The organism is Microcystis wesenbergii NRERC-220, assembly GCF_032027425.1.
Classification (GTDB): domain Bacteria; phylum Cyanobacteriota; class Cyanobacteriia; order Cyanobacteriales; family Microcystaceae; genus Microcystis; species Microcystis wesenbergii_A.
In genome coordinates, this window is the sequence record NZ_JAVSJA010000001.1 from 3,907,881 (window position 1) to 3,928,874 (window position 20,994).

At 45.6% G+C, this 20,994-nt stretch carries 15 protein-coding genes; 6 read left to right on the plus strand and 9 right to left on the minus strand.

The annotated features are described in order from the left end of the window. Nucleotides 1-23: 23 nt before the first annotated feature. Nucleotides 24-2,249, plus strand: coding sequence for a molybdopterin oxidoreductase family protein (locus tag RAM70_RS18985; protein WP_312675120.1), 2,226 nt, complete (start codon nucleotides 24-26; stop codon nucleotides 2,247-2,249). Nucleotides 2,250-2,473: 224 nt separating this feature from the next. Further along, on the plus strand, nucleotides 2,474-3,049 hold the full coding sequence (locus tag RAM70_RS18990) for an Alr1449 family protein (protein WP_012266834.1): 576 nt from the start codon (nucleotides 2,474-2,476) through the stop codon (nucleotides 3,047-3,049). Here RAM70_RS18990 and RAM70_RS18995 read toward each other — a convergent pair. Continuing rightward, the gene (locus tag RAM70_RS18995; RefSeq protein ID WP_312675123.1) at nucleotides 3,032-4,675 is read right to left on the minus strand and encodes a CocE/NonD family hydrolase; all 1,644 of its coding nucleotides are present in this window, start codon (nucleotides 4,673-4,675) and stop codon (nucleotides 3,032-3,034) included. The genes RAM70_RS18990 and RAM70_RS18995 overlap by 18 nt on opposite strands. A gap of 885 nt (nucleotides 4,676-5,560) precedes the next feature. Between RAM70_RS18995 and RAM70_RS19000 the strand changes: the two genes are divergently transcribed. After that, nucleotides 5,561-6,040 carry a hypothetical protein gene (locus RAM70_RS19000; RefSeq protein ID WP_002735718.1) on the plus strand — a complete coding sequence of 160 codons (480 nt, stop codon included), beginning with the start codon at nucleotides 5,561-5,563 and terminating at the stop codon, nucleotides 6,038-6,040. 219 nt (nucleotides 6,041-6,259) lie between these two features. Beyond that, the gene (locus RAM70_RS19005) at nucleotides 6,260-7,912 is read left to right on the plus strand and encodes an acetolactate synthase large subunit (RefSeq protein WP_045359077.1); all 1,653 of its coding nucleotides are present in this window, start codon (nucleotides 6,260-6,262) and stop codon (nucleotides 7,910-7,912) included. 97 nt (nucleotides 7,913-8,009) lie between these two features. On the opposite strand, the gene RAM70_RS19010 is transcribed toward RAM70_RS19005, so the two are convergent. Next, entirely contained in the window at nucleotides 8,010-9,257 is a 1,248-nt protein-coding gene (locus RAM70_RS19010; RefSeq protein WP_287999365.1) for a DUF4912 domain-containing protein, read from the minus strand. Nucleotides 9,258-9,827: 570 nt separating this feature from the next. Between RAM70_RS19010 and RAM70_RS19015 the strand changes: the two genes are divergently transcribed. Further along, nucleotides 9,828-11,165: a histidine phosphatase family protein gene (locus RAM70_RS19015; RefSeq protein ID WP_190381413.1), complete on the plus strand. Its 1,338-nt coding sequence runs from the start codon at nucleotides 9,828-9,830 to the stop codon at nucleotides 11,163-11,165. Between the two features lie 459 nt (nucleotides 11,166-11,624). On the opposite strand, the gene RAM70_RS19025 is transcribed toward RAM70_RS19015, so the two are convergent. From RAM70_RS19025 to RAM70_RS19050, 6 genes are all read right to left on the minus strand, one after another. Continuing rightward, nucleotides 11,625-12,305, minus strand: a complete 681-nt coding sequence (locus tag RAM70_RS19025; protein ID WP_045359081.1) for a hypothetical protein — start codon at nucleotides 12,303-12,305, stop codon at nucleotides 11,625-11,627. Nucleotides 12,306-12,649: 344 nt separating this feature from the next. Next, a complete protein-coding gene (crtD, locus tag RAM70_RS19030) occupies nucleotides 12,650-14,158 on the minus strand; it encodes a C-3',4' desaturase CrtD (protein WP_312675131.1) in 1,509 nt (502 codons plus the stop codon). 254 nt (nucleotides 14,159-14,412) lie between these two features. Continuing rightward, nucleotides 14,413-15,330 carry a homoserine kinase gene (gene thrB, locus RAM70_RS19035; RefSeq protein ID WP_045359086.1) on the minus strand — a complete coding sequence of 306 codons (918 nt, stop codon included), beginning with the start codon at nucleotides 15,328-15,330 and terminating at the stop codon, nucleotides 14,413-14,415. A gap of 2 nt (nucleotides 15,331-15,332) precedes the next feature. Further along, nucleotides 15,333-16,043: a superoxide dismutase gene (locus RAM70_RS19040; RefSeq protein ID WP_312675133.1), complete on the minus strand. Its 711-nt coding sequence runs from the start codon at nucleotides 16,041-16,043 to the stop codon at nucleotides 15,333-15,335. A gap of 332 nt (nucleotides 16,044-16,375) precedes the next feature. Beyond that, nucleotides 16,376-17,077: a PEP-CTERM sorting domain-containing protein gene (locus tag RAM70_RS19045; RefSeq protein WP_312675134.1), complete on the minus strand. Its 702-nt coding sequence runs from the start codon at nucleotides 17,075-17,077 to the stop codon at nucleotides 16,376-16,378. A 316-nt stretch (nucleotides 17,078-17,393) separates the two neighbouring features. After that, entirely contained in the window at nucleotides 17,394-18,068 is a 675-nt protein-coding gene (locus tag RAM70_RS19050) for a TIGR04283 family arsenosugar biosynthesis glycosyltransferase (protein WP_312675135.1), read from the minus strand. Between the two features lie 379 nt (nucleotides 18,069-18,447). Between RAM70_RS19050 and RAM70_RS19055 the strand changes: the two genes are divergently transcribed. Further along, nucleotides 18,448-18,864 carry a CoA-binding protein gene (locus RAM70_RS19055; RefSeq protein WP_272082302.1) on the plus strand — a complete coding sequence of 139 codons (417 nt, stop codon included), beginning with the start codon at nucleotides 18,448-18,450 and terminating at the stop codon, nucleotides 18,862-18,864. 47 nt (nucleotides 18,865-18,911) lie between these two features. Here the strand turns inward: RAM70_RS19055 and RAM70_RS19060 are convergent, their stop codons facing one another. After that, a complete protein-coding gene (locus RAM70_RS19060; protein WP_045359095.1) occupies nucleotides 18,912-20,771 on the minus strand; it encodes an iron uptake porin in 1,860 nt (619 codons plus the stop codon). Nucleotides 20,772-20,994: the final 223 nt, after the last annotated feature.

Here is a 20,994-nt window from a genome sequence, read left to right on the forward strand (position 1 = left end):
GCCACTAATCAGACCAACCGCTTATGACTGAATCTACAAAAACCCAATGTCCTTACTGTGGAGTAGGTTGTGGTTTGACAGTCACCCCCCCCGCGTCGGCCGGACAAGCATGGAAAGTCTTCGGGGACAAGTCCCACCCCTCCAGTCAAGGTATGGTCTGTGTTAAAGGGGCCACCGTAGCGGAATCAATCGATAAAAATCGCCTCAAAACCCCGATGATCCGCGATTCTCTCCAAGAGCAATTCCGTCTTTGTACTTGGGAAGAAGCCCTCGATCGCATCGTTAACCGCATCCAAACTCTAATCGCTCAGGGGGAAAAGGAAAGTATCTGTTTATACGGTTCGGGACAATTTCACACCGAAGATTACTACATCGCCCAAAAACTGGTCAAAGGCTGTCTGGGAGTCAATAACTTTGATGCTAATTCCCGTCTCTGTATGTCTTCGGCCGTGGCCGCTTATCTGGACAGTTTCGGGTCTGACGGTCCCCCCTGCTGTTACGATGACCTAGAATTAACCGATTGTGCCTTTTTGGTGGGGACAAATACGGCCGAATGTCACCCCATCATCTTTAACCGTCTGCACAAGTATCTCAAACGCAACCAACAAGCGAAATTAATCGTCGTTGATCCCCGCAGCACCAAAACTGCCGAGGCCGCTAATCTCCACCTAGCCATTAACCCCGGGACCGATATTGACCTATTTAACGGTATTGCTCACCTGTTACTGAATTGGGGTGCGATCGATACCTATTTTATCGATAAATGTACCCGAGATTTCCACAAATACGCCGAAATTATCCGCCATTATCCCCCGGAAATAGTCGCCACTAAATGCGGTATCCCCATCGAGGATTTAGAACAGGCTGCCCGCTACTGGGCCGAATCGAAAAGAGTGCTTTCCCTCTGGTCGATGGGTATTAATCAATCTAGCGAAGGCACGGCTAAAGCCCGCACTTTAATCAATTTACACCTAATGACGGCTAATATCGGTAGGCCGGGGGCCGGTCCTTTTTCCCTAACGGGACAACCCAACGCCATGGGGGGACGGGAAGCCGGCGGCCTCTGCCATCTTCTCCCCGGTTATCGTTCCGTCAAAAATCCCCAACACCGGGCCGAAGTGGAACAAGCTTGGGGTTTACCCGCCGGTCGGATTTCTCCCGTCCCCGGTCGCGATGCTTGGAGTATGATTACTGGTTTGGAGACGGGAGAGGTGAAATTGCTTTGGATTGCCGCTACTAATCCGGCTGTTAGTATGCCTGATCTAAAACGCACCCAGGCGGCCCTGTTAAAATCACCTTTTACTGTTTATCAGGATGCCTACTATCCCACGGAAACCAGCGCCTACGCCCATTTATTACTGCCGGCGGCCCAATGGGGTGAAAAAACGGGAACAATGACCAATTCTGAGCGCGTGGTGACGTTAAATAAGGCTTTTCGCCCTCCCGTCGGTCAAGCTAGGGCCGACTGGCAAATTTTTGCCGAAGTTGGTCGCCGTTTGGGGTTTCAGGCACAATTTAATTTTCAGGATTCGGCCGAGGTACATTCTGAGTTTATTGGCTTGACATATAAACGTCCTTGTGATATGACGGCGATTAATTATGAGCGCCTGGCCGAGACTCCCCGACCGTGGCCCGATTCCATCGATGAAATTTCCGCCCCTAAAACCGCTAATTCTGGGGAATTACTGGGTAATTTAGTTAAAGATGACCATAAAAGCCAAAAAACAGCCGCAAAACGCCTTTATACCGATGGTAAATTTAATACTGCCGATGGTCGTGCTGTTTTCGCCGCCTACCACAGTAAAGGTCTAGCGGAACCCCCCGACGATGATTATCCCCTAGTGTTGACCGTGGGGCGTTTGTACGGTCACTGGCACACCCAAACTCGCACCGGCCGCATCGAGAAAATTGTCAAAATGCACCCCGCACCTTTTCTGGAAATTCATCCCCAAGATGCGGCAAAATTGGGCATAGAAGCTGGGGAATGGGTGGAGGTGCGTTCTCGTCGCGGTTTTGCCCGTTTTCCCGCTTTAATTACCAAAGCAATTGCTCCTAATTGTGTCTTTGTGCCGATGCACTGGGGGGCTTTATGGGCAGAAAATGCTGAGGCTAATAGTCTCACCCATCCGGCCGCTTGTCCGATTTCCCTGCAACCAGAATTAAAAGCTTGTGCTGTCAAATTAATCCCGATCAAGTCTTTAGTTAATGCCGAATTATCTCCCGGTCAATTTCTGGCAATTCCCCGATAAAATTTGACTTTTTTTCTATCTATAAGTGGCCTTTGGGGGTTCTACTCCCCGAAAGCTGGGATTGAGTGATAAAATTGGCAGTAACACCCAATTTTAGCCGATATTTTCCCTTGAAAAATACCAACTTAGTAGATTTACGCCAGTGAGATGCACCCTATTTAATTCTCAGGAAAAAGCCTGTATAATGATAGCTATAGTTCGATTCTTACCGCAGGATTATACCTATGGCTAAGTCCAAAAAACACAATCTGCAATGGATCAAAGAAACCCTCGATTTAAATCCAGATCATAACTGGAAATCTAGTCCGGGTAACAGTATTTTTGTAGCTGGTCGCGGTGCAGTTCGCTTTGAAGTTCCTCAAGATTGGCATTTTGAACCCGATGATAATTCCTTTCGTTTTTTAGATAGAAAACCCCCCGATGATGATTGTCGTTTAGAGGTTTCCTATAATTTACTTCCCCCCGGAGATTGGAAAGAATTACCCCTAAAAGGAATGGTCAAAAAATTAGCTCGTGAAGATAGCCGTAATCCTCACGAAATCGGCGAAGTTATCCAAGAAAAACGCCAAACTGCGCGCATTGTTTGGGTGCAAATTCAATTCATCGACCCTCAAGAAAATCGGCCAGCTTATTCGCGTATTGCCGTGGGTATTGGTTCCGGTGTTCAATGTTTAATTACTATGGATTATTGGGTCGATGATGCGGAAAAATTCACCCCCGTCTGGGATACGGTTATCTCCTCGCTGGTGTTAGGTTTATACATTCGCGATCCCCGCAGCGGTTTAGCTTTCCCCGACTAAAGGTAATAGCAATTTTGCAGGAAAATTTCCTTGACAAAAAACCTTAATTGTGATAATGGAAAAATCGATCGCTCGACTCTGGTGGGGATAGCTGCCCGTCCCCGCATTGACGGGATGTGCAGGAAAGCAAGAGGCACTCAGACTTAAACGCAAGCTATGACCTTGAGGAATAGTGATAAAAGTGGCCTGTAGGGCAATATTTAGGGGCGATTCGGGATTATTTACCCGTTTATAACCCTGAGTGATATTAAAAACTCGACCATCGGGGGTAACTTGAGAAACCACCGCGCAGATATCGAAACTAACCGCATCTGCTTGACAATAACAATCCAGACGGGGACTACCCAAAATCGTTAAATCCTTCTCTAGGGGGAGAGAAGTGTAGGTAATCACATCACTGCGACAGTCTAGCATGGTGCGGTCGAATATTCCCCCCGGTAGGGCGCTATGACCTCCTAAAGATGGGACCGGTCGCCAAGGATCGTGAACGATGGTATCCTCGATCGCAGGTTCTAACAAAATCGCGCTTAATTTCCCCTCATCCTCGCGCAGATTGGCTAAACCTTGACTAGCAAGATAATAAATTTGCTGATTTTCTCCTGGAAACTTCTCCAGATATCGCCATTGATTAGACCCCATTTGAAATAGATACACGGGAGGATTTTTTAATAACTCCGTTTCCTGACCTTTTAAGAAATAATCAAACCATTGCAGCTGCATTTTATCCACAGGACTAATTGCCTGTTGACCATAATCTATCTCTCCTACTTTTCTCCCCCAGGGTAGATGAGTCCAAGCACCAATAATTAGCCGTTGGGGATAGATAGAACGCGCTTGCATTTCTTGGTATAAACTCAAAGTTCCCCGGAGATGAGGGTCGAACCACCCCCCGATATGTAACATCGGTAAATCGATATTTTTTAAAAGGTGTTGCGGTGATAAATTTTGCCAATAGTCATCGGGAAGATAACGAGTAATCCAATCGTGATAAAAAGAATCGGCGGCTAAATCTTGCAGAATCTGAGGAGAGGCAGCAATAGGATCAAAAAGGGGTAAATTTCGAGAAGCTACCCAGAGTTTTTGATAGGCAGTTTCCTCCCCTTTTAATCTAGCTGTTTCCGCTGCTAATTGTATTGCCCAAGCGAGATTATATTGTAAATTAAAGGCTTCATTTTCATAGCCCCAATCTCGATACAAATCGTGAGCAATCATCGCCGGGCAAATAGTTTTTAAAGCACCATGACCATTAGCCGATGCGTATAATTGGGTCATTCCCTGATAGGAAAAACCATACATTCCCACCACACCCGTATTATTAGGAATAGTTAAAACCCATTCAATAGTTTCTAATCCGTCGCTAATTTCATCGGCAAATAAATTAAAATTTCCCGTCGAGTTTCCCCGGCCACGGACATCCTGAATTACCACAATATAACCCTGACGTGCATACCAGCTAGGATGGGCATAAACCACCGTAGAAGCGATCGCTTTTCCGTAGGGTTGTCGCATTAGTAAAATGGGAAAAGATTCCCGACTATCGGGACGATAAATATCGGCAGCTAAACTAATTCCATCTCTGGTGATTAAACTAGCCGTTTCTTTTTTTATGGGATAGGGATTAAGCATTATTGTCTCTTTTAGATAAAAAATAGGGCTAGGTCACTCAATTTAAGATTACTTTCAGTCTAGTATATAGCGTTTGTTGCAATCATGAGCTACATTCACATCCTCACCGCAGATAAGGATGGGGATTATTCAGTTCAATAAAATTAACCGTAACTGCCGAGAGTGAACTCTTATCGGATGTCTTTCGCTGTTAGATGAGTAATAAAACCATAGCCAACATCAATTAGGATCTAGCCCATCAAAGTATGGACTCTGAATATTTTTATAACCACTACAATCAGGAAATATTGTCAGAGGATGCTAGTGATTCCTATTTCGATTTCTCAACGTTTGTTTCTTGCACTTTTTTTGCCCCAAAAGTCCCCAAAACCTTTTCTAGAAAGGCTGACACTGATATTCAGCCAACCCTATTTATATCAAATCCGGTTATTAAAAACTGATTATTTATTCTCCCTACCCCCCCTTGCCCCCCGACCCCCCCGATGTCGGGGGGTCGGGGGGGGTTGCCTTTTGCCTGTCCTGATATGTAGCCCATACTCAACGGATTTGGTATGAGTACGCCGTTAAGTCATTCGTCGTTTTACTTACCGAAGGCTGCATCTAATTTTTGTCAATCTACTAAGTTGGGATTTTTAAGAGGAAACTCTCGGCTAAAATTGGGCATTACTTGCGATTTTATCACTCAATCCATGCTTTTGGCGGGTTCTACCCCCCCAAACCCCAGCGCGCATTAGATTAACTGTCAGATGCTTACACGCGATTGTGCAGATTTTTTGTACCAATTTAAGAGTCACTGATAATTGCTGATTGTCGGTATTTCTGCAAATGGGGGATGCAGCCCTTACAATAGAAAATTCCCTGGATTATTTTTGCGGGAGGCAATCGGTGATTCTCAATTTTTCCTTAAGGATTGTAGCGGCAAAAGGCAGACTATTCTGTAAGTTTTCACTCTACAAAACCTATCGGGTGGTCAGTAGCGCCCCCGTCGATGTCCTCTGGCAAAAATTAATCAATGTGGCCGATGTCTCTTGGCATCCTTTGATTGCCAAGGCTGATGTTCCCTTGGGTTTAATCGCTAAACCGGGGTTAATCTATCAAGCTGTCACCCGTCTGACTCCCATTCCTATCCGGGTTTTCGTGGAAAATGTCCGTCCCGGGGAACTCCTCAGCCTCAGAGTTCTCGCTATCCCCGGCATGGAACAGAAAATGACCTACCAAGTGGAATCAACCCTCTGTGGTACTTATATTTCCTATTCTGTCACCCTGCGGGGTTGGCTGTCCCCCTTTATCTGGTGGTTAAGTCGTCCCTATTTAGCCAAAGTCGCCGCCCAACTAGCCCACGCCGCCGAAGAATTAACGGCCTAAAAAAAATTCCCCCCAATTGTGCTAATAAATAATCTGCCAAAGGTCAAGATCTAAGTCACAATGATATATGGATAGACTTAAACAAAATTTTATTCAGCTGCATTGGTACATATAGTCTACTGATATCATCCCGACGAGTTGAGCGCAACAACCTCAATCCGCCGGGATGAACTATCTCTAGAGACTTGACTGATGAAGTAAGCTCTACAGGAGGGAATTATGGGGGAATTAAACACAGCCGAACTTCTAGTTAAATGTCTAGAGAATGAAGGGGTCGAGTATATTTTTGGGCTACCCGGGGAAGAAAACCTCGATGTTTTGGAAGCCCTAAAAAACTCCTCGATCAAATTTATCACCACCCGTCACGAACAGGGCGCGGCTTTTATGGCCGATGTCTATGGACGCTTGACGGGAAAAGCGGGGGTTTGTCTCTCCACCCTAGGACCGGGGGCGACTAACCTGATGACAGGGGTAGCCGATGCTAACCTCGATGGGGCGCCCTTGGTGGCCATCACCGGCCAGGTGGGAACCGATCGGATGCACATTGAATCTCATCAATACCTGGATCTGGTGGCCATGTTCGCCCCGGTGACGAAATGGAATAAACAGATCGTCCGGCCGGGTATCACCCCAGAAGTGGTACGGAGAGCCTTTAAAACCGCCCAAAGTGAGAAACCGGGGGCAGTTCATATCGATCTTCCCGAAAATATCGCCGCTATGGCTGCCGATGGTCATCCCTTGCCCCTCGATAGTCAGGAAAAAGTTTACGCTTCCTATCGGACTTTGAATATGGCGGCGGCGGTGATTTCTAAAGCCAAAAATCCCTTGATTTTGGCGGGAAATGGGGCAATTCGCGCTAATGCTAGTGAGGCTTTAACGGAATTCGCCACGGCCTTGAATATCCCTGTGGCTAACACTTTTATGGGTAAGGGGGTGATTCCCTATACCCATCCTCTGGCTCTTTGGGCGGTAGGATTACAGCAACGGGATTTGATTAGTTGTGCCTTCGATCGCAGTGATTTAATTATCGCTGTCGGTTACGATTTAATCGAGTATTCCCCGAAAAAATGGAATCCAGACGGTAAATTACCGATTATTCACATCGGCATGACTCCGGCGGAAATTGACAGCAGTTATGCCCCGGTGGTGGAAGTGGTGGGTGATATCACCGATTCTCTCATCGATATCCTCAAACGGGCTGATCGCCAGAATAAACCAACTCCTGTCACCGCGGGATTAAAGACGGAAATTCGGGCCGATTACGAAACCTATGCCAATGATACGGGTTTTCCGATCAAGCCACAAAAATTGATCTACGATCTGCGTCAGGTGATGGGACCGGAAGATATCGCTATTTGTGACGTGGGCGCTCATAAAATGTGGATGGCGCGCCAGTATCACTCCGATTGTCCCAATACTTGCATTATTTCTAACGGTTTCGCCGCTATGGGTATTGCTATCCCTGGTGCGATCGCCGCTAAGTTAGTTCATCCCGATAAGCGCATTGTGGCGGTGACGGGGGACGGCGGTTTTATGATGAATTGTCAGGAATTGGAGACAGCTTTGCGGGTGGGAACTCCCTTCGTCACTCTCATCTTTAATGATGGCGGTTACGGTTTAATCGAATGGAAGCAGTTAAACTATTTTGGGACATCTTCTTTTATTAAGTTTGGTAATCCCGATTTTGTTAAATTTGCTGAAAGTATGGGATTAAAAGGCTATCGGGTGGAATCTGCCCAGGATTTGATCCCGATCCTAGAGGAGGCTTTCCGGCAAGATGTCCCTACGGTGATCGATGTTCCCGTCGATTACGGTGAAAATCTGCGTCTTTCCCAAAAATCGGGCGATTTAAGCTGTCAGATTTGGGAATAGAAGTTGATAGCGTTGACAATCCCCAAAAAATCCCCTAACTGAGATTTAGTTAGGGGGAAGTAATTGGTTTGGCTTTGGTAACGTTAGAAAACCCGATCTAGAATAACCATTCTAGAACCGCCTCATCTTTAGTGTTGGTATTGCGAGAGGGGGTTTCCCGGGTGAATTTCATGTGGATAGAACGATTTTGTTCACCATCGGCGGCCACGGCCATAATCGGATAATCGATTAAACCATCTTGGAAGGACATCTGATAGCGGAAAGTGCCATCGGGATTGAGTTTAATCGGACGACCACCGATAGTTACGGTGGCATCGGGTTCGGTAGCACCATAGACGATTAATTCTGCATCGGCTACTAACCAGAATTTGCGCGGACGTTGTAGGGTTTCCGAAGCACCCATACCGATACCGGAAGCAGTCATCCCGATACCGGAAGCGGTTAGTCCCGATACCGTGGGAACTGCCCACATACCAACCCCAGAGGGGAATACATAAGAACTGATCACTTCCGACATCGGTACGGAACCAGCGACGTGCTGCATGGAACCAAACAAGGAACCGGCCACCCGTAGGGCCTCGATGTCGCCGACACTCTCGAAAATTTGGTCGTAGATGGGGCTAGTTCCCGTGCTTCCGGCGCTGCTGCCGTAGCGTTTGCTGGGGGGAACGAGTTCGTAAACAGTTTTGCCCACCAGTTCTTCTTCCCAGTTAACGGTGACAAAAATATCTTCAATCCAGTCGGAAGGATAGACGGGAGGAATCCGCACTAAAGGAGAACGGGCCAAAACTAACCAACGACCATCAGCACAACGATAACCGATATCGATAACATAATCTCGATCGCTGACCGGAATCGGTAAATACCATTCCCGGGCCAATTCATCACAGAGATATTCTTGGACGCCATGCGCGCCTTGGCTATTGATATCGATATCGGTGACATCATAAAGACGCAGGGCTAACTGTTGTCCCCCTTGACGACGTAGATCTTCTTTTGATTCGTTGGGGATATCCCAGTAAGCATAAGCCCACTGAGGATCGCGAGGTAGGAGGGTAATGCGATTTTCACCGTAGCCACCGGGCAGATCTCCTAAACCATCATCCACCGAACCTAGGATATCTTCGATCGGGTTAGCTTGACCTAATTCAAATTTTGCTGCTTCCACTGGTTTTTCCTCTTTAATAATAGATTTAAAATTGCCGCTGACTCCCATAGCTTGGGTAATTGCCTCGATTAATTGCATTTTCCGCATCCGGCTGTAACGAGAGACGCTGTATTGACTGGCAACTCGTCGCAGCTGCCGCAAGGTCATCTCATCTAAGGGTGGGTATTCTGGAACCATGAGTTGACACTCTCCGATTAGTTACGACGGCAAATGTTTTTGAGCATTTGCAAAAGTAGTGATCTGGTTAACCCTTCTAACTACTCATCGATTGCTTTGTGAACGAGAGATCCACTCGATGGGGATCAAGGGGATCGCTTGTTATAAATACCTATTAAACAGTAAGATTCCGATTTTGGCCAAGTACATTGTCATGATTTCTTGATAAAACCGCCAAACCCTTGATCCCAAAAAGATTGTAATATCAGGAAGTTTTGATACGCTGTGCTGCATTGAAACTGCATCAGGAAATTTTAGTACAAATGCTCGCCGCTCCCCACTGTTTACTTAACACTCTCCACTCGACCGAATCTAAAACCTAATTGGTTAAGCTAAAAGCTTTGATGTACTTAGTTTCTAACCTTCTTTTTAGGTAGGAGAATTGCTAGATTCTTTCTTTTGCCTGTTGCCCCTTGCCTGTTGCCTGTTGCCTTTTGCCTTCAGAAGCTGATTACCGATCACTGATTTGTACTCCGATCCCGATCGCCTGTAATCTGATATTGAGACTTTTAGTTAAGGAGACTGAACCGCTTGGCTACCCGTGTGATTATTGTTCGTCATGGACAAAGCAGTTATAACGCACAGCAGAAAATACAAGGTCGCAGTGATGGCTCGGTTTTGACGGAAAAAGGGCATCTGGACGCGGAAAAAGTGGGAAATGCCCTCAGTCAAATCGATATCGCCGCTTTTTACTGTAGTCCTCTCCAAAGAGCTAAATCTACTGCTGAGGTGATTCAGTCTCGTTTAAATAACTCTCCCGTCATTCAACCCACTTCGCAGTTACTAGAAATCGATCTGCCTATCTGGGAAAATATGGTCAAAGAGGAGGTAAAAGCTCAATACCCGCAAGAATATCGGGATTGGCACCAAAAACCTCACGAATTTAAGATGATACTGCCCGATGGTCAAGAACATTATCCCGTTCTCTCTCTCTATCAACAAGCCCAAGATTTTTGGCGAGAAATTATTCCCCAACACCAGGGACAAACTATCCTCATTGTTGCCCATAACGGCATTAATCGCTGTTTAATCCTCAGTGCCATCGGTATTCCAGTTTCCTTATACCATTCCCTACAACAATCTAACTGTTGCGTTAATGTTCTCAATTTTACGCGTAATTTTGGTGATCCTGTCCAGGTGGAATCCCTCAATCAAACGGCACACTTAGGGATAGCTTTACCCCCACCACGTCCTCCTTTCCAAGGTTCGAGGCTGCTGCTGGTGCGTCACGGAGAAACCCAATGGAATCGGGATAAACGTTTTCAAGGGGTGCGCGATATTCCTCTCAATGATAATGGCAAAGCTCAAGCTGAGAAAGCCGCCGAATTTCTGCGAGAAACGGCGATCGATCACGCTGTCACCAGTCCTTTATCCCGTCCCAAGGAAACTGCCCAAATTATCCTGCAATATCACCCCAATGTCACCTTAGACACCCAAGTGGATCTGACAGAAATCTGTCACGGACTTTGGGAAGGTAAATTAGAGGAGGAAATTGAAGCGAGTTTCCCCGGGATGTTAGAAGACTGGAAAAATGCCCCAGAAACCGTGCAAATGCCGGAAGGGGAGAATTTACAGGAAGTTTGGGATCGAGCGATCGCTTGTTGGCAGCAAATCGTTAAAACCTATAGTAATAGTGATAGTCCTAAGACAATTATGGTAGTAGCTCACGATGCCATTAATAAGGTGATTCTTTGTTATTTATTGGGTTTAAAACCCGCTAATTTCTGGAATATTAAACAGGGAAATGGCGCGGTTAGTGTTATCGATTATCCCAAAGGAGTTGAATCTCAACCGGTCCTGCAAGCAATTAATATTACCTCTCATCTAGGAGCGGGCATACTCGATCGCACGGCAGCCGGTGCTTTATAACAGTTATCAGTTATCAGTTATCAGTGGGTAAGTTAACAGTTATCAGATTTGAGTTTTAAGTGAGCAGTATGGGGCGCATCTCATTTTTGCAAATCTAGCAAGTTGGGATTTTTAAGGGGAAACTCTCTTTTAAAATCGGACATTACTTCTGATTTTATCACTCAATCCAAGCCTTTGGGGGGTTCTACCCCCCAAACCCCCCGTTGGGGTCGTGGCGCCGCCCCCAAACCCCCCGCGCATTAGCTTTTCGGTGGGATGCTTACAGGCAGCTGCTGATACATTTGTCATCATTTAAGAGTCACTAATAATTGCTGATTGTCGGTATTTCTGCTAATGTCAGATGCACCCACAGTATGTGTTAAGTGAGTAGTATTAAATAGCACTTGCCTACTGTCTTTTCACTGTTTACTGATTACTGATTACTGATCACTTCTCACTTTCAATCTGCTTGTCAGCCGGTCAGCTGCCCTTGGCTTTCTTAATTAACAACAGACTGCCCCCAAGTATGGCGAAAGCAACAACCGCATTGGGTTCAGGAACTTTGGTGGCAAAGGAAGCATTGTCAATACTAAAACTATCGACAGCTGTTGTATTATTGGCAAAGATAACAGAACTAAATTCTGCTGTCCCGATAATACCGAGAAACCCATTCTCTCCACCAATTGTAGGATTGATAGAAATAGTTTGGTCTCCTGTGCCATCGAAATTGCCAGTAAGAGTTAACTCATCAATGCGGGAAAAGTCAGCACCAAAAGCCAACACGGTAGCAGGAAACTGCCAGGTTATGGTATCAGAAGCACCCGTAAGTGTACCGGAAGCATTATCGTAAACACCAGAATTGACGATGCTGACACTGTTGTTATTAAACGGAGGATTAGGCAGTGTGGGAGGAGCGGAATTAGTGGAAACAATCCCTGAATCTAGGGTAATTGACTGTGCCGAAGAAATGGGATTGCTAAAGGTATCAGTGGTAATCTTGTACGAGGGGTTAGTGGCGAGTGCCGCTTCCCAGGCAGTCCGATTTGTATAAATGGTATAAGCACTAACAGAAGACACGCTACTTAACAGTAGAGTTACTGTCCCTGTGGCGAAAGCTAAAGAATTAAGGGCATTGAGCTTCACTAGGTTATTTCCTCTCATTAAAGGTGAATAAAAACCAGAGTATCAGAGCAGGTACGAAAAATCCTCTCATCTTTGTACAGAATAATTACAACCCACTTTCCGCACTTCTTAACATTCAATTGATAATTTTTACTAACATATTGCTGACAACCCATTGCCAGTAAGGATTATAGCTAGAATGATGGATTTTCATCAAGGTGAAGAATTGTAATTTGTTTTCTCAGAAAAAATCAATTATTGAAAATGTTCTCAATAGTAGTTTCTACAATGAAGCTTTTTCGTCAAAACATCGTGGGGAATGTAAAAATATATAAAGGTATATGAAGATGTGCGGAATGTCGGATTTAATTCCACCCACCCACTTAACTAGAAGCTAATAATTGATTCTCAATCTGTCTAACTACCGTTAGTGCCGAATAGCTGACTCCGGCAGTGCCTTCTCCCGGATGGGTGGAATCTCCCACTAACCAAAGATGGGGGATCGGAGTGCGCGTCGCTACTCCAAAAGGGCCAAAAGTGGACAGTCTTTGACCAATACCGCCGACAATGCCCTGATTTCGCCCCGTAAACCGCTCAAAAGTGCGAGGTGTAGCTGATTCGATATGAACGATGTGATCAGGACTAAGATGGAAATAATTACCGAGACGCTCGATCGCCTCTTGGGTGTATGCTGCTTTTAATTGCTGATAATTATCTTCTCCTTTTCGCCACCAAAGACTGGTATCGGTGAAGGAAGAAGCAATAATCGTCGCTTTTCCCTCTGGGGCGCGGCCATCCCCTTCTTTACTCACGGAAACAAACAAAGAGTTATTTTCGCCGATTATGCCATCGTAATCGTAGAGGAATTGCAAATGGGGGGGACAATCGGGGGGAATAGCAGCGCGATCGACTCCTAAGTAAACCACAAAAGCAGCGGACGCGGGGGGAAGTTTTTCAATTCTCCGGTGATAAAGACTGGGAATGGCTTCGCGATCGATTAATTGTGGTAAATTTTGGATCGGGATATTAGCCACAATCTCATCGGCCATTTCTGGATATATTTGACCATTTTTTTGATTTCTGACGATAATTCCCGTGGCTTTTCCCTTTTCTGTCAGTATTTTTTCTACTGTGTGGCGCATTTGCAATTTACCGCCGTATTTTTCCAAAGCTGTTACTAGGCGATCGCTTAATACTTGCATACTACCCTGAAGGTGGGATAAACCTTGGGGAGACTGAGAAACTGCTAAAGCGGTGGCGGCATAAAGTAAAGCAGTTTCATCGGCATTAACTTGGGAATAAAGCTTTAACTGGAGATCAAGAAAGGTTTTTAGGCGTTTATCCCTCTCTAAGCCGTATAATCGTAGAGCATCGCCCACAGTCATCAAAGTAAAAGGGAAGGTAATGGCAGTATCTAAACGCAAAGCGGCGATTAATTGCCCTAAATCCCACCAGTTGCGCGGGGGTAAAACTGGATCGCGACTTTGAAAACGCCAACTTGCTTGAAAGAGTTTTTGTAATAATTGCCAAAAAGGTTCGCTGCCCGGAAATTGTTTTTGTCTTTCCTCTTGCCACTTTTGCCGATCGCGCCAGACATTAATCGGAGTGGTTTCCCCCGGCAGAAAAACGGCACAGGCGGGATCGCAGGGGACAGAATCGGGTAAATCTATCCCTAATTCGGCAAAAATGCGCTGATGAATGCCCCCTACTTCTAATCCTGCCACTTGAGTTGCCCCCACATCAAAAGTAAAACCCCGACGGGAAAAAGTCGAGGCACAACCTCCAGGTACAAGCGCCTGATCATATACTGTGACTTGATAACCTCGACGCGCCAATAATGCCGCCGCCGTTAGTCCGCCAATCCCTGCACCAATAACGGTAATTTGCGTCATTTTCTTAATAATTAGGGTTTGCTGAAAAAGTTTGTTGGTGGGGTTAGGAGTCAGGAGTCAGGAGTCAGGAGATAGGAGTCAGGAGATAGGAGCCGGTCGTCAGGAGTCAGGAGTTAGGAGTCAGGAGTCAGGATTCAGGAGATTATTTTTATTTATTCTTCCCACACCCTACACCCCACACCCCACACCCTACACCCTACACCCCACACCCTACACCCTACACCCTACACCCTACACCCATCTGCCAGGGACTCTTAACAGTTTACTTGCGCCCCTAGGGTATCTAAAGCTAAAATTTTCACCTCAGAGTTAATCCCCACTTCCTCCCAAGCATTTGTCATCTCTGTGGCTGTTTTTTGGGCATTGTCGGGGTTAGTTAACGCCAATAGGGTCGGACCTGCGCCACTAATTACCATCCCGTAAGCACCCCCATTAATGGCGGCTTTTTTCACCTTTTCGTAACCCGGTATTAAAGATTGGCGATAGGGTTGATGCAGTTTATCCTCTAGGGCAATTCTCAGCCAATCGCCGTTACCCGTCTCTAATCCCCGCAATAATAAACCCAAGCGGGAAATATTGAAAATTGCCTCCTGACGGCTAATTTTTTCGGGTAAAACCGCCCTAGCTTTTTCCGTAGCCAGTTCAAAATCGGGAATCGCTAGGACGGGAATGAGATTTTTTTGCCAAAATACTTGACAAATAGCCCAATTTGTGCTATCTCCTGCCGATAGCTGACAGTTGCCCCGCAAAGCTGGCACCACATTATCTGGATGGCCCTCCAATGCGATCGCTAATGCTTCGATTTCCCCCATAGATAAAGGATTTCCGGCGCATTGATTGGCAGCCACTAACCCACCGATAATAGCAGTGGCAGAACTACCTAAACCTCTAGCCAGAGGAACCCCTAAACCGATCTCGATGGCGATGGGGGGCGGATTCTGTCCTATTTTTTGATAAACTTGCAAAAAAGAAGTGTAGATTAAATTATCAGTCCCTTGGCTAACTTTAGCTGATTCAGTTCCCTTGACACTAATGCTGACAGGGTTAGCTGTCGTTGCCGGCAGCAGGGTAAAAGTAAACTGATTATATAGGGTTAAGGCCGCTCCGAGACAATCGAAGCCGGGCCCAATATTAGCAGTGGTAGCGGGAACTGTTACCGTAAAAGTTGACATGGTTAAGCTTTTGCCTGAAGATAGCGGCGATTTACCTCCTCCCAGTTAACCACATTCCACCACTGTTTTAAATACTCAGCCCGTTGATTACGATATTTTAAGTAATAGGCGTGTTCCCAGACATCATTGCCCATAATTGGCTGTAATCCCTTCATTAGGGGGCTATCTTGGTTAGCAGTGCTGATAATTTCCAGTTCTCCTGACTTATTTAAAACCAACCATGTCCAACCACTACCAAAAAGTTTAGTACCTGCTTGGTTGAAAGCGTTTTTAAATTCCTCGAAACTGCCAAATTTAGCGATTATTGCCGCTCCTATTTCTCCTTTTGGTTCGCCACCGCCATCGGGGGACATAATCTGCCAAAACATCGTATGATTAAGATCGCCGCCGCCATTATTGCGGATAGTGGTGCGAATATCAGCGGGTAAAGAGTCAAGATTTTTAATTAATTCTACTACTGTTTTTTTCTGCAATTCTGGATATTTTGCCACTGCCAGGTTGAGATTATTAACGTAGGCAGCATGGTGTTTATCGTGATGAAATTGCATCGTTTCCTTATCAATATAAGGTTCTAGGGCATCATAGCTATAGGGTAGGGCAATAAGACTATAGGGACCGGTAGCGGCAAAAGCGGCAGGGTTAAAACCAGCAAGAGTGGCTGTGCCAAGGGTAGCACCTAAAAGATAAAGAAATTGACGGCGATCAAAAGACATATTCTCAGAGCAGATGTTCCGATTATTAATTATCCTATCGATCGGTGCCTTGGCAGACAAAAGTTTTTAAGTACCTAGGCAAAATTAATTACACATATCTAACCCCGCTCTTGCCTCTTGCCTCTTGCCTCTTGCCTATCTTCACTAGGAAATTAATTTTGCACGACTACTTATTTTTACCTGTCCGCTATAAGATGTCAAATTTTTTGAGTAATTGCTGGGGGATTTAAAAAAATTTGTTTACTCAAATTAAGAGTTAAATTTGGAAGGTTTCTAGAGCGCGTTTTTTCTCAAGTGGGGAAGGAAAAAATCCCACCCCCACACTTGTCAATTTATCGTTTTTGTTTGAATTGAGAACCGATGCCCAAAAGTCCTAAACCTAATAATCCTAAAATTGCCGAAGGTTCGGGAACCTGTTGGCCGGTCAGACTAAAGGCAAAATCCGTTCCAAGTTGACTGCGGCTCCCGAAAAAGTCTTGATAAGAAACACCATCGCCCTGACTGCTGGTGTACCATCCCCACTGGGGCGGAAATCCAAGACTAGGAACAATGGCCAGCCAATAGGTTGCACCCGCTTGGGCGAGGAAAGTATTGGTCAAGTTCGCACTATAACTATAGGTGGGAGCGCCAAGATTATTTGTGCCGATAAAAGTTTCCCCCGCATTCCCCGTTATCGTTTCCGAGAAAAGCAAAGAACCGGGCTGACCAGCGTTATTACCGAAAATAGAGAGGGCAAAGGAGGAGATGGCTGCAGGACTACCATTAAAATAACCCCCCACCCAGTCAACACCATCAACTAAATTGTCACTGGAGAAACTAAAGTTGTCGTAAACAGTGGCAAAATTACCGAAAGAATTAGTATCATTTTGGGATGCGAACACGTTGCCACTGGGAAAGTCGGCAGCTTGGCTAAAGATAACACTCGCTTGGGCGGCTTGGAAAGGGGTTAGGATGGCTAGAGTTGCCCCCGCTAACAATAAGCAATGCTTACCCCCCCCCGCATTTTTGATAATTTTTGTTAATGTTTGCGCCATGGAAATCTCTTCCTTGGTAAGTTTTCTTCGATTATATAATTGTATTTTTCAAAAGACTGGTATTGCCTGCTACCAATAAGTAATGCTTACCCCCCCCGCATTTTTAATTATTTTTGTTAATGTTTGCGCCATGGAAACCTCTTCTTTGGTAGAGTTTCTTCGATTGTATAATTGTCTTTGCCTCTCTTGGATATTGGCTGAAAAATGTTCACAATGTCACATTATGGGCGCAAGCAGTTCGATAAACTCACTGACCAGGTTGCGCCCCTACATTGCACAATAACCTAAAATACTTTTTAAACCAGCCTTTATTTTACTACCATAAACGATAAAAACTTTTCAACAAATGCGGCGGAATTTTTAGATAATAACCAATAATTATTAATTGATTAACTAAGGTAGTTTTGCCAACTCCTAATTTTTGCCAACGTCTTGCCGAGGTAATCACCGGAGCATCAACTATGGCTATTTTACCCCTTTTTTTCAATCTTTGTATTAATTCAAAATCTTCCATAATTGGTAACTCAGGAAAACCGCCCAAATCGGCCAAGATTGAGGCTTTTAAAAATATTCCTTGATCTCCGTAGGGAAGGGAAAGCCAGCGAGAACGCCAATTAACTAATTTTTCCACTAAACGCAGGGTTTTTTCCTCTCCATCAATTTTTAATTCAAAGGCCCCCGCTACTATCCCAGATTGGGATAAAGTATTGATGATTTGTTCTTGATAATTTTGGGGAAGTAAAGTATCTCCGTGCAGAAATAACAAAACATCTCCTTTGGCTATTTTGGCTCCTAAATTCATCTGGAAGGCGCGACCTTTACTGGGTGAAATAATTACTTTCGCTCCCAATTGTTCGGCTATTTCTCTAGTTTTATCGGTACTTCCCCCATCGACAACAATAATTTCTACTCCCGCACCTATCTGTTTTAATGTTGCTGCAATCCTTAACTCTTCGTTCAGGGTCGGAATGATAATACTAAGATAATTCATCAGGTTTTATGGTAACTAAAGTCACAGGATTTAGGGGCGACCATCGGGTAAATTTTCCTACAGATACCGAGGGATTGACTGGGATTGGTAATAAGTAAGTAGTTATAATTAAATAGAAGATAGATTTTGCCTCTGATCCCCCCTGCCCCCCTTAATAAGGGGGGTGCCGATAGGCGGGGGGATCCCCCCTGCCCCCCTTGATAAGGGGGGTGTCTGACAACTTTTAACACCTACCTACTTAACTGTTTTTCCGGTAGAAAAGTTAAACATTCCTACCAGTTCTTCAGAGTGGCTAAAGCTGGAGTCAAAAGTCGATGCCAAATTAGGTTAAACTTCATCTTTATGGGAAACGAAACTCTGTTCTAAGATAGGTGGGACAATGCCGAATATTAAAGGAGACGATGGTGCGCTCAAAACCATCTTCAGCAATAGTAAAATTATCGCAGTGGTCGGGCATTCCGAGAAATCGAGCCGCGCCAGCTATCAGGTGGCCAAATTCCTGCAAGCGGTGGGTTATCGAGTCTATCCGGTCAATCCGATGGTCAAGCAAATTGACGGTCAAAGCTGCTATCCTTCTCTAGAGGCTATCCCCGAACCTGTGGATATTGTTAACGTTTTTCGTCATCCTGATTATCTACCCGAAATTGTCGAGTCAGCTATTGCTATTCGGGCCGCTACCCTTTGGACACAATTGAGAATTTATCACCCAGTTGCCGAAAAAAAAGCGATCGAGGCGGGTTTAAATGTGATTATGGATGCTTGTATCCAGATAGAATATCAGCGTTTATTTCCCTAAAACAAAACCCCACCATGGGTGGGGTTTCGGGTTTAATTTAGGAAATCCTAGAAGGTAAAGGTTCCGCGGAGAGTGCCAATCCACTCATTACCAGTGCCTTTGAACTGTTCAGGTGCAGAAATCCAGATGACACCGGGGGTGATAGAAATATTGTCGGTGACTTGGTACTTGTAGAACAATTCAACGTGGTAGGGAACGATGTTAGATACTTTTAGCCCCATGTCTCGGAAGCTTAAGTGACCGATGTAGGGCTGCGCACCAGCAAACAGACCTAAGATATTTCCTTCTTTACCTAAGTCGGGGAAGGCAATACCAGCACCGTAGGTCCACACTTCCGCATCACCTAAACCGAGTAAGCGCACGGTGGAGTAGGAACCGAAGGCACTCAAGCTGGCAAAACCAAGATTCACTGCACCGGTTAAACCGTAGCTATTGGACACTTTGGCTCCAAAGTTGAAGAAACCGACTTCATCCTGTAGGGTGACGCTATCAGGATCGTTGCCGTTGACGTTGAGCAGGGTATTTAACTGAGTTTGGGAAAGGTTAGCGGCGGAAGTCCCCGTTACACCGAAGGAACCACCGTTACCGAAGATGGCGGTATCGGCACCTTGGTAAGCGTTAACGTAGGTGAAGCCGACGTTGAGGAAGTTAAAGAGGTTAGCGTTAATCTGTGCTAAAGCGGCGTAATCTCCGTTAAAGAGGCCATTACCCGGGTTAGGATTGGCCGCAGAACTGGAGCCACCACCACCGGCTAAGTAACCCAAGGATAGGGAGGTCGGACCGACAATGCTTTGGAGGAAGCCTAACTGTAGGCTAACACCAGCCCCAGAACCACCACCGATACGGTAGATGGGGTTTTCGGAAGCGAAGGTCGAAAGCGCACCATTACCACCGTCGAAGTCTTCAAAGAAGGGATTAGTGGTGGGAACGAAGTCATTCCAAATACCGCCCCAAGCGGCGACGTAGGTATTGAAGCGACCAAAATAACCTAAGTCAATCGGGGTATAGTAGGCCAACCAGTCGAGAACCACATCGCTACCGTTACCGGCGGCAGTCCAAGTTTGGAATAGGGAAGGGCTTTGCAGGTTATCGAATCTGACGGAAGCGGGATCACCATTTTGTAGTGTGGTGGTCGATTTGTAATCAAATCCGAAGGGAGTGGCACTACCCGCCGCTAAACGGGTTTTCAAAACGTCCTGACCGGTGAAGCTCGTGTTTAAAACTAAACGAGCGCGGTATTGCATGGCGGCCTGGGAGGCGGGGCTACCGGCACCAACCGTATCGGTGACAGCGAAGATAACTTCCCCAGCTAATTTGGTGGTGGTGGAGAATTGGTTATTTTCGAGGAAAGACACCCGGCTTTCTAAGTTATCAACTCTAGCTCCCAAGGCCGCTAACTCAGCTTGGAACTCATCCATCAAGCGCTTGAGGGCATCTAAGTCTTCCTTGAGGACGTTGACACCATCTTGAATTAAACGCTCCATCACGTTTAAGCAAGCGTTTAAACCAGCCGCAAATTCCCAACGGGTTAAAGCTCGGTCGCCGCGGAAGGTGCGATCGGGATAACCAACAATACAACCATAGCGTTCAACTAAACTTCTTAAAGCCTCGAAAGCCCAAGCGGTGGGGGAAACATCCCGCAGTTGGTTAACGCTGGTGACTTGATCGATGGTGTTCCCCTGTACGGGTGCAACTTGACCTTCGTTACCGTAGCGCTCGATCTGATTGAGTAATTCGCCAGTTCCTGCAGCGTTGTCCTGAACTTGAGCGATTTCTAGATTGTTAAATTCGGTAGAAACACTGGTAGATTTGGCGGGATCGAAGCTACTAGCATTAGCGGAAGCTACTAGGGTAGCCCCTAAAATCGCTGGGCTAACCAGCAATGATTTCCAGAACATTCTTAACATGATGGTTTTTTCCTCACACCTTATAGGTTGACTACACAGTTTGACGACGCATATAGCCTTGCTATTCTTTTGCTATTATACACAATTTAATTACTTAGGGAAAGATGTGATCTCATTTTTTTCCCTTGACCAGTTGACAAAGTGGCCACCCTGTCGCTCCTAACGGCACTTAAACAAAAACTAAAGTAGGTTAGGGTTTGCGGCAAAAAGTTTGTTGGTGGGG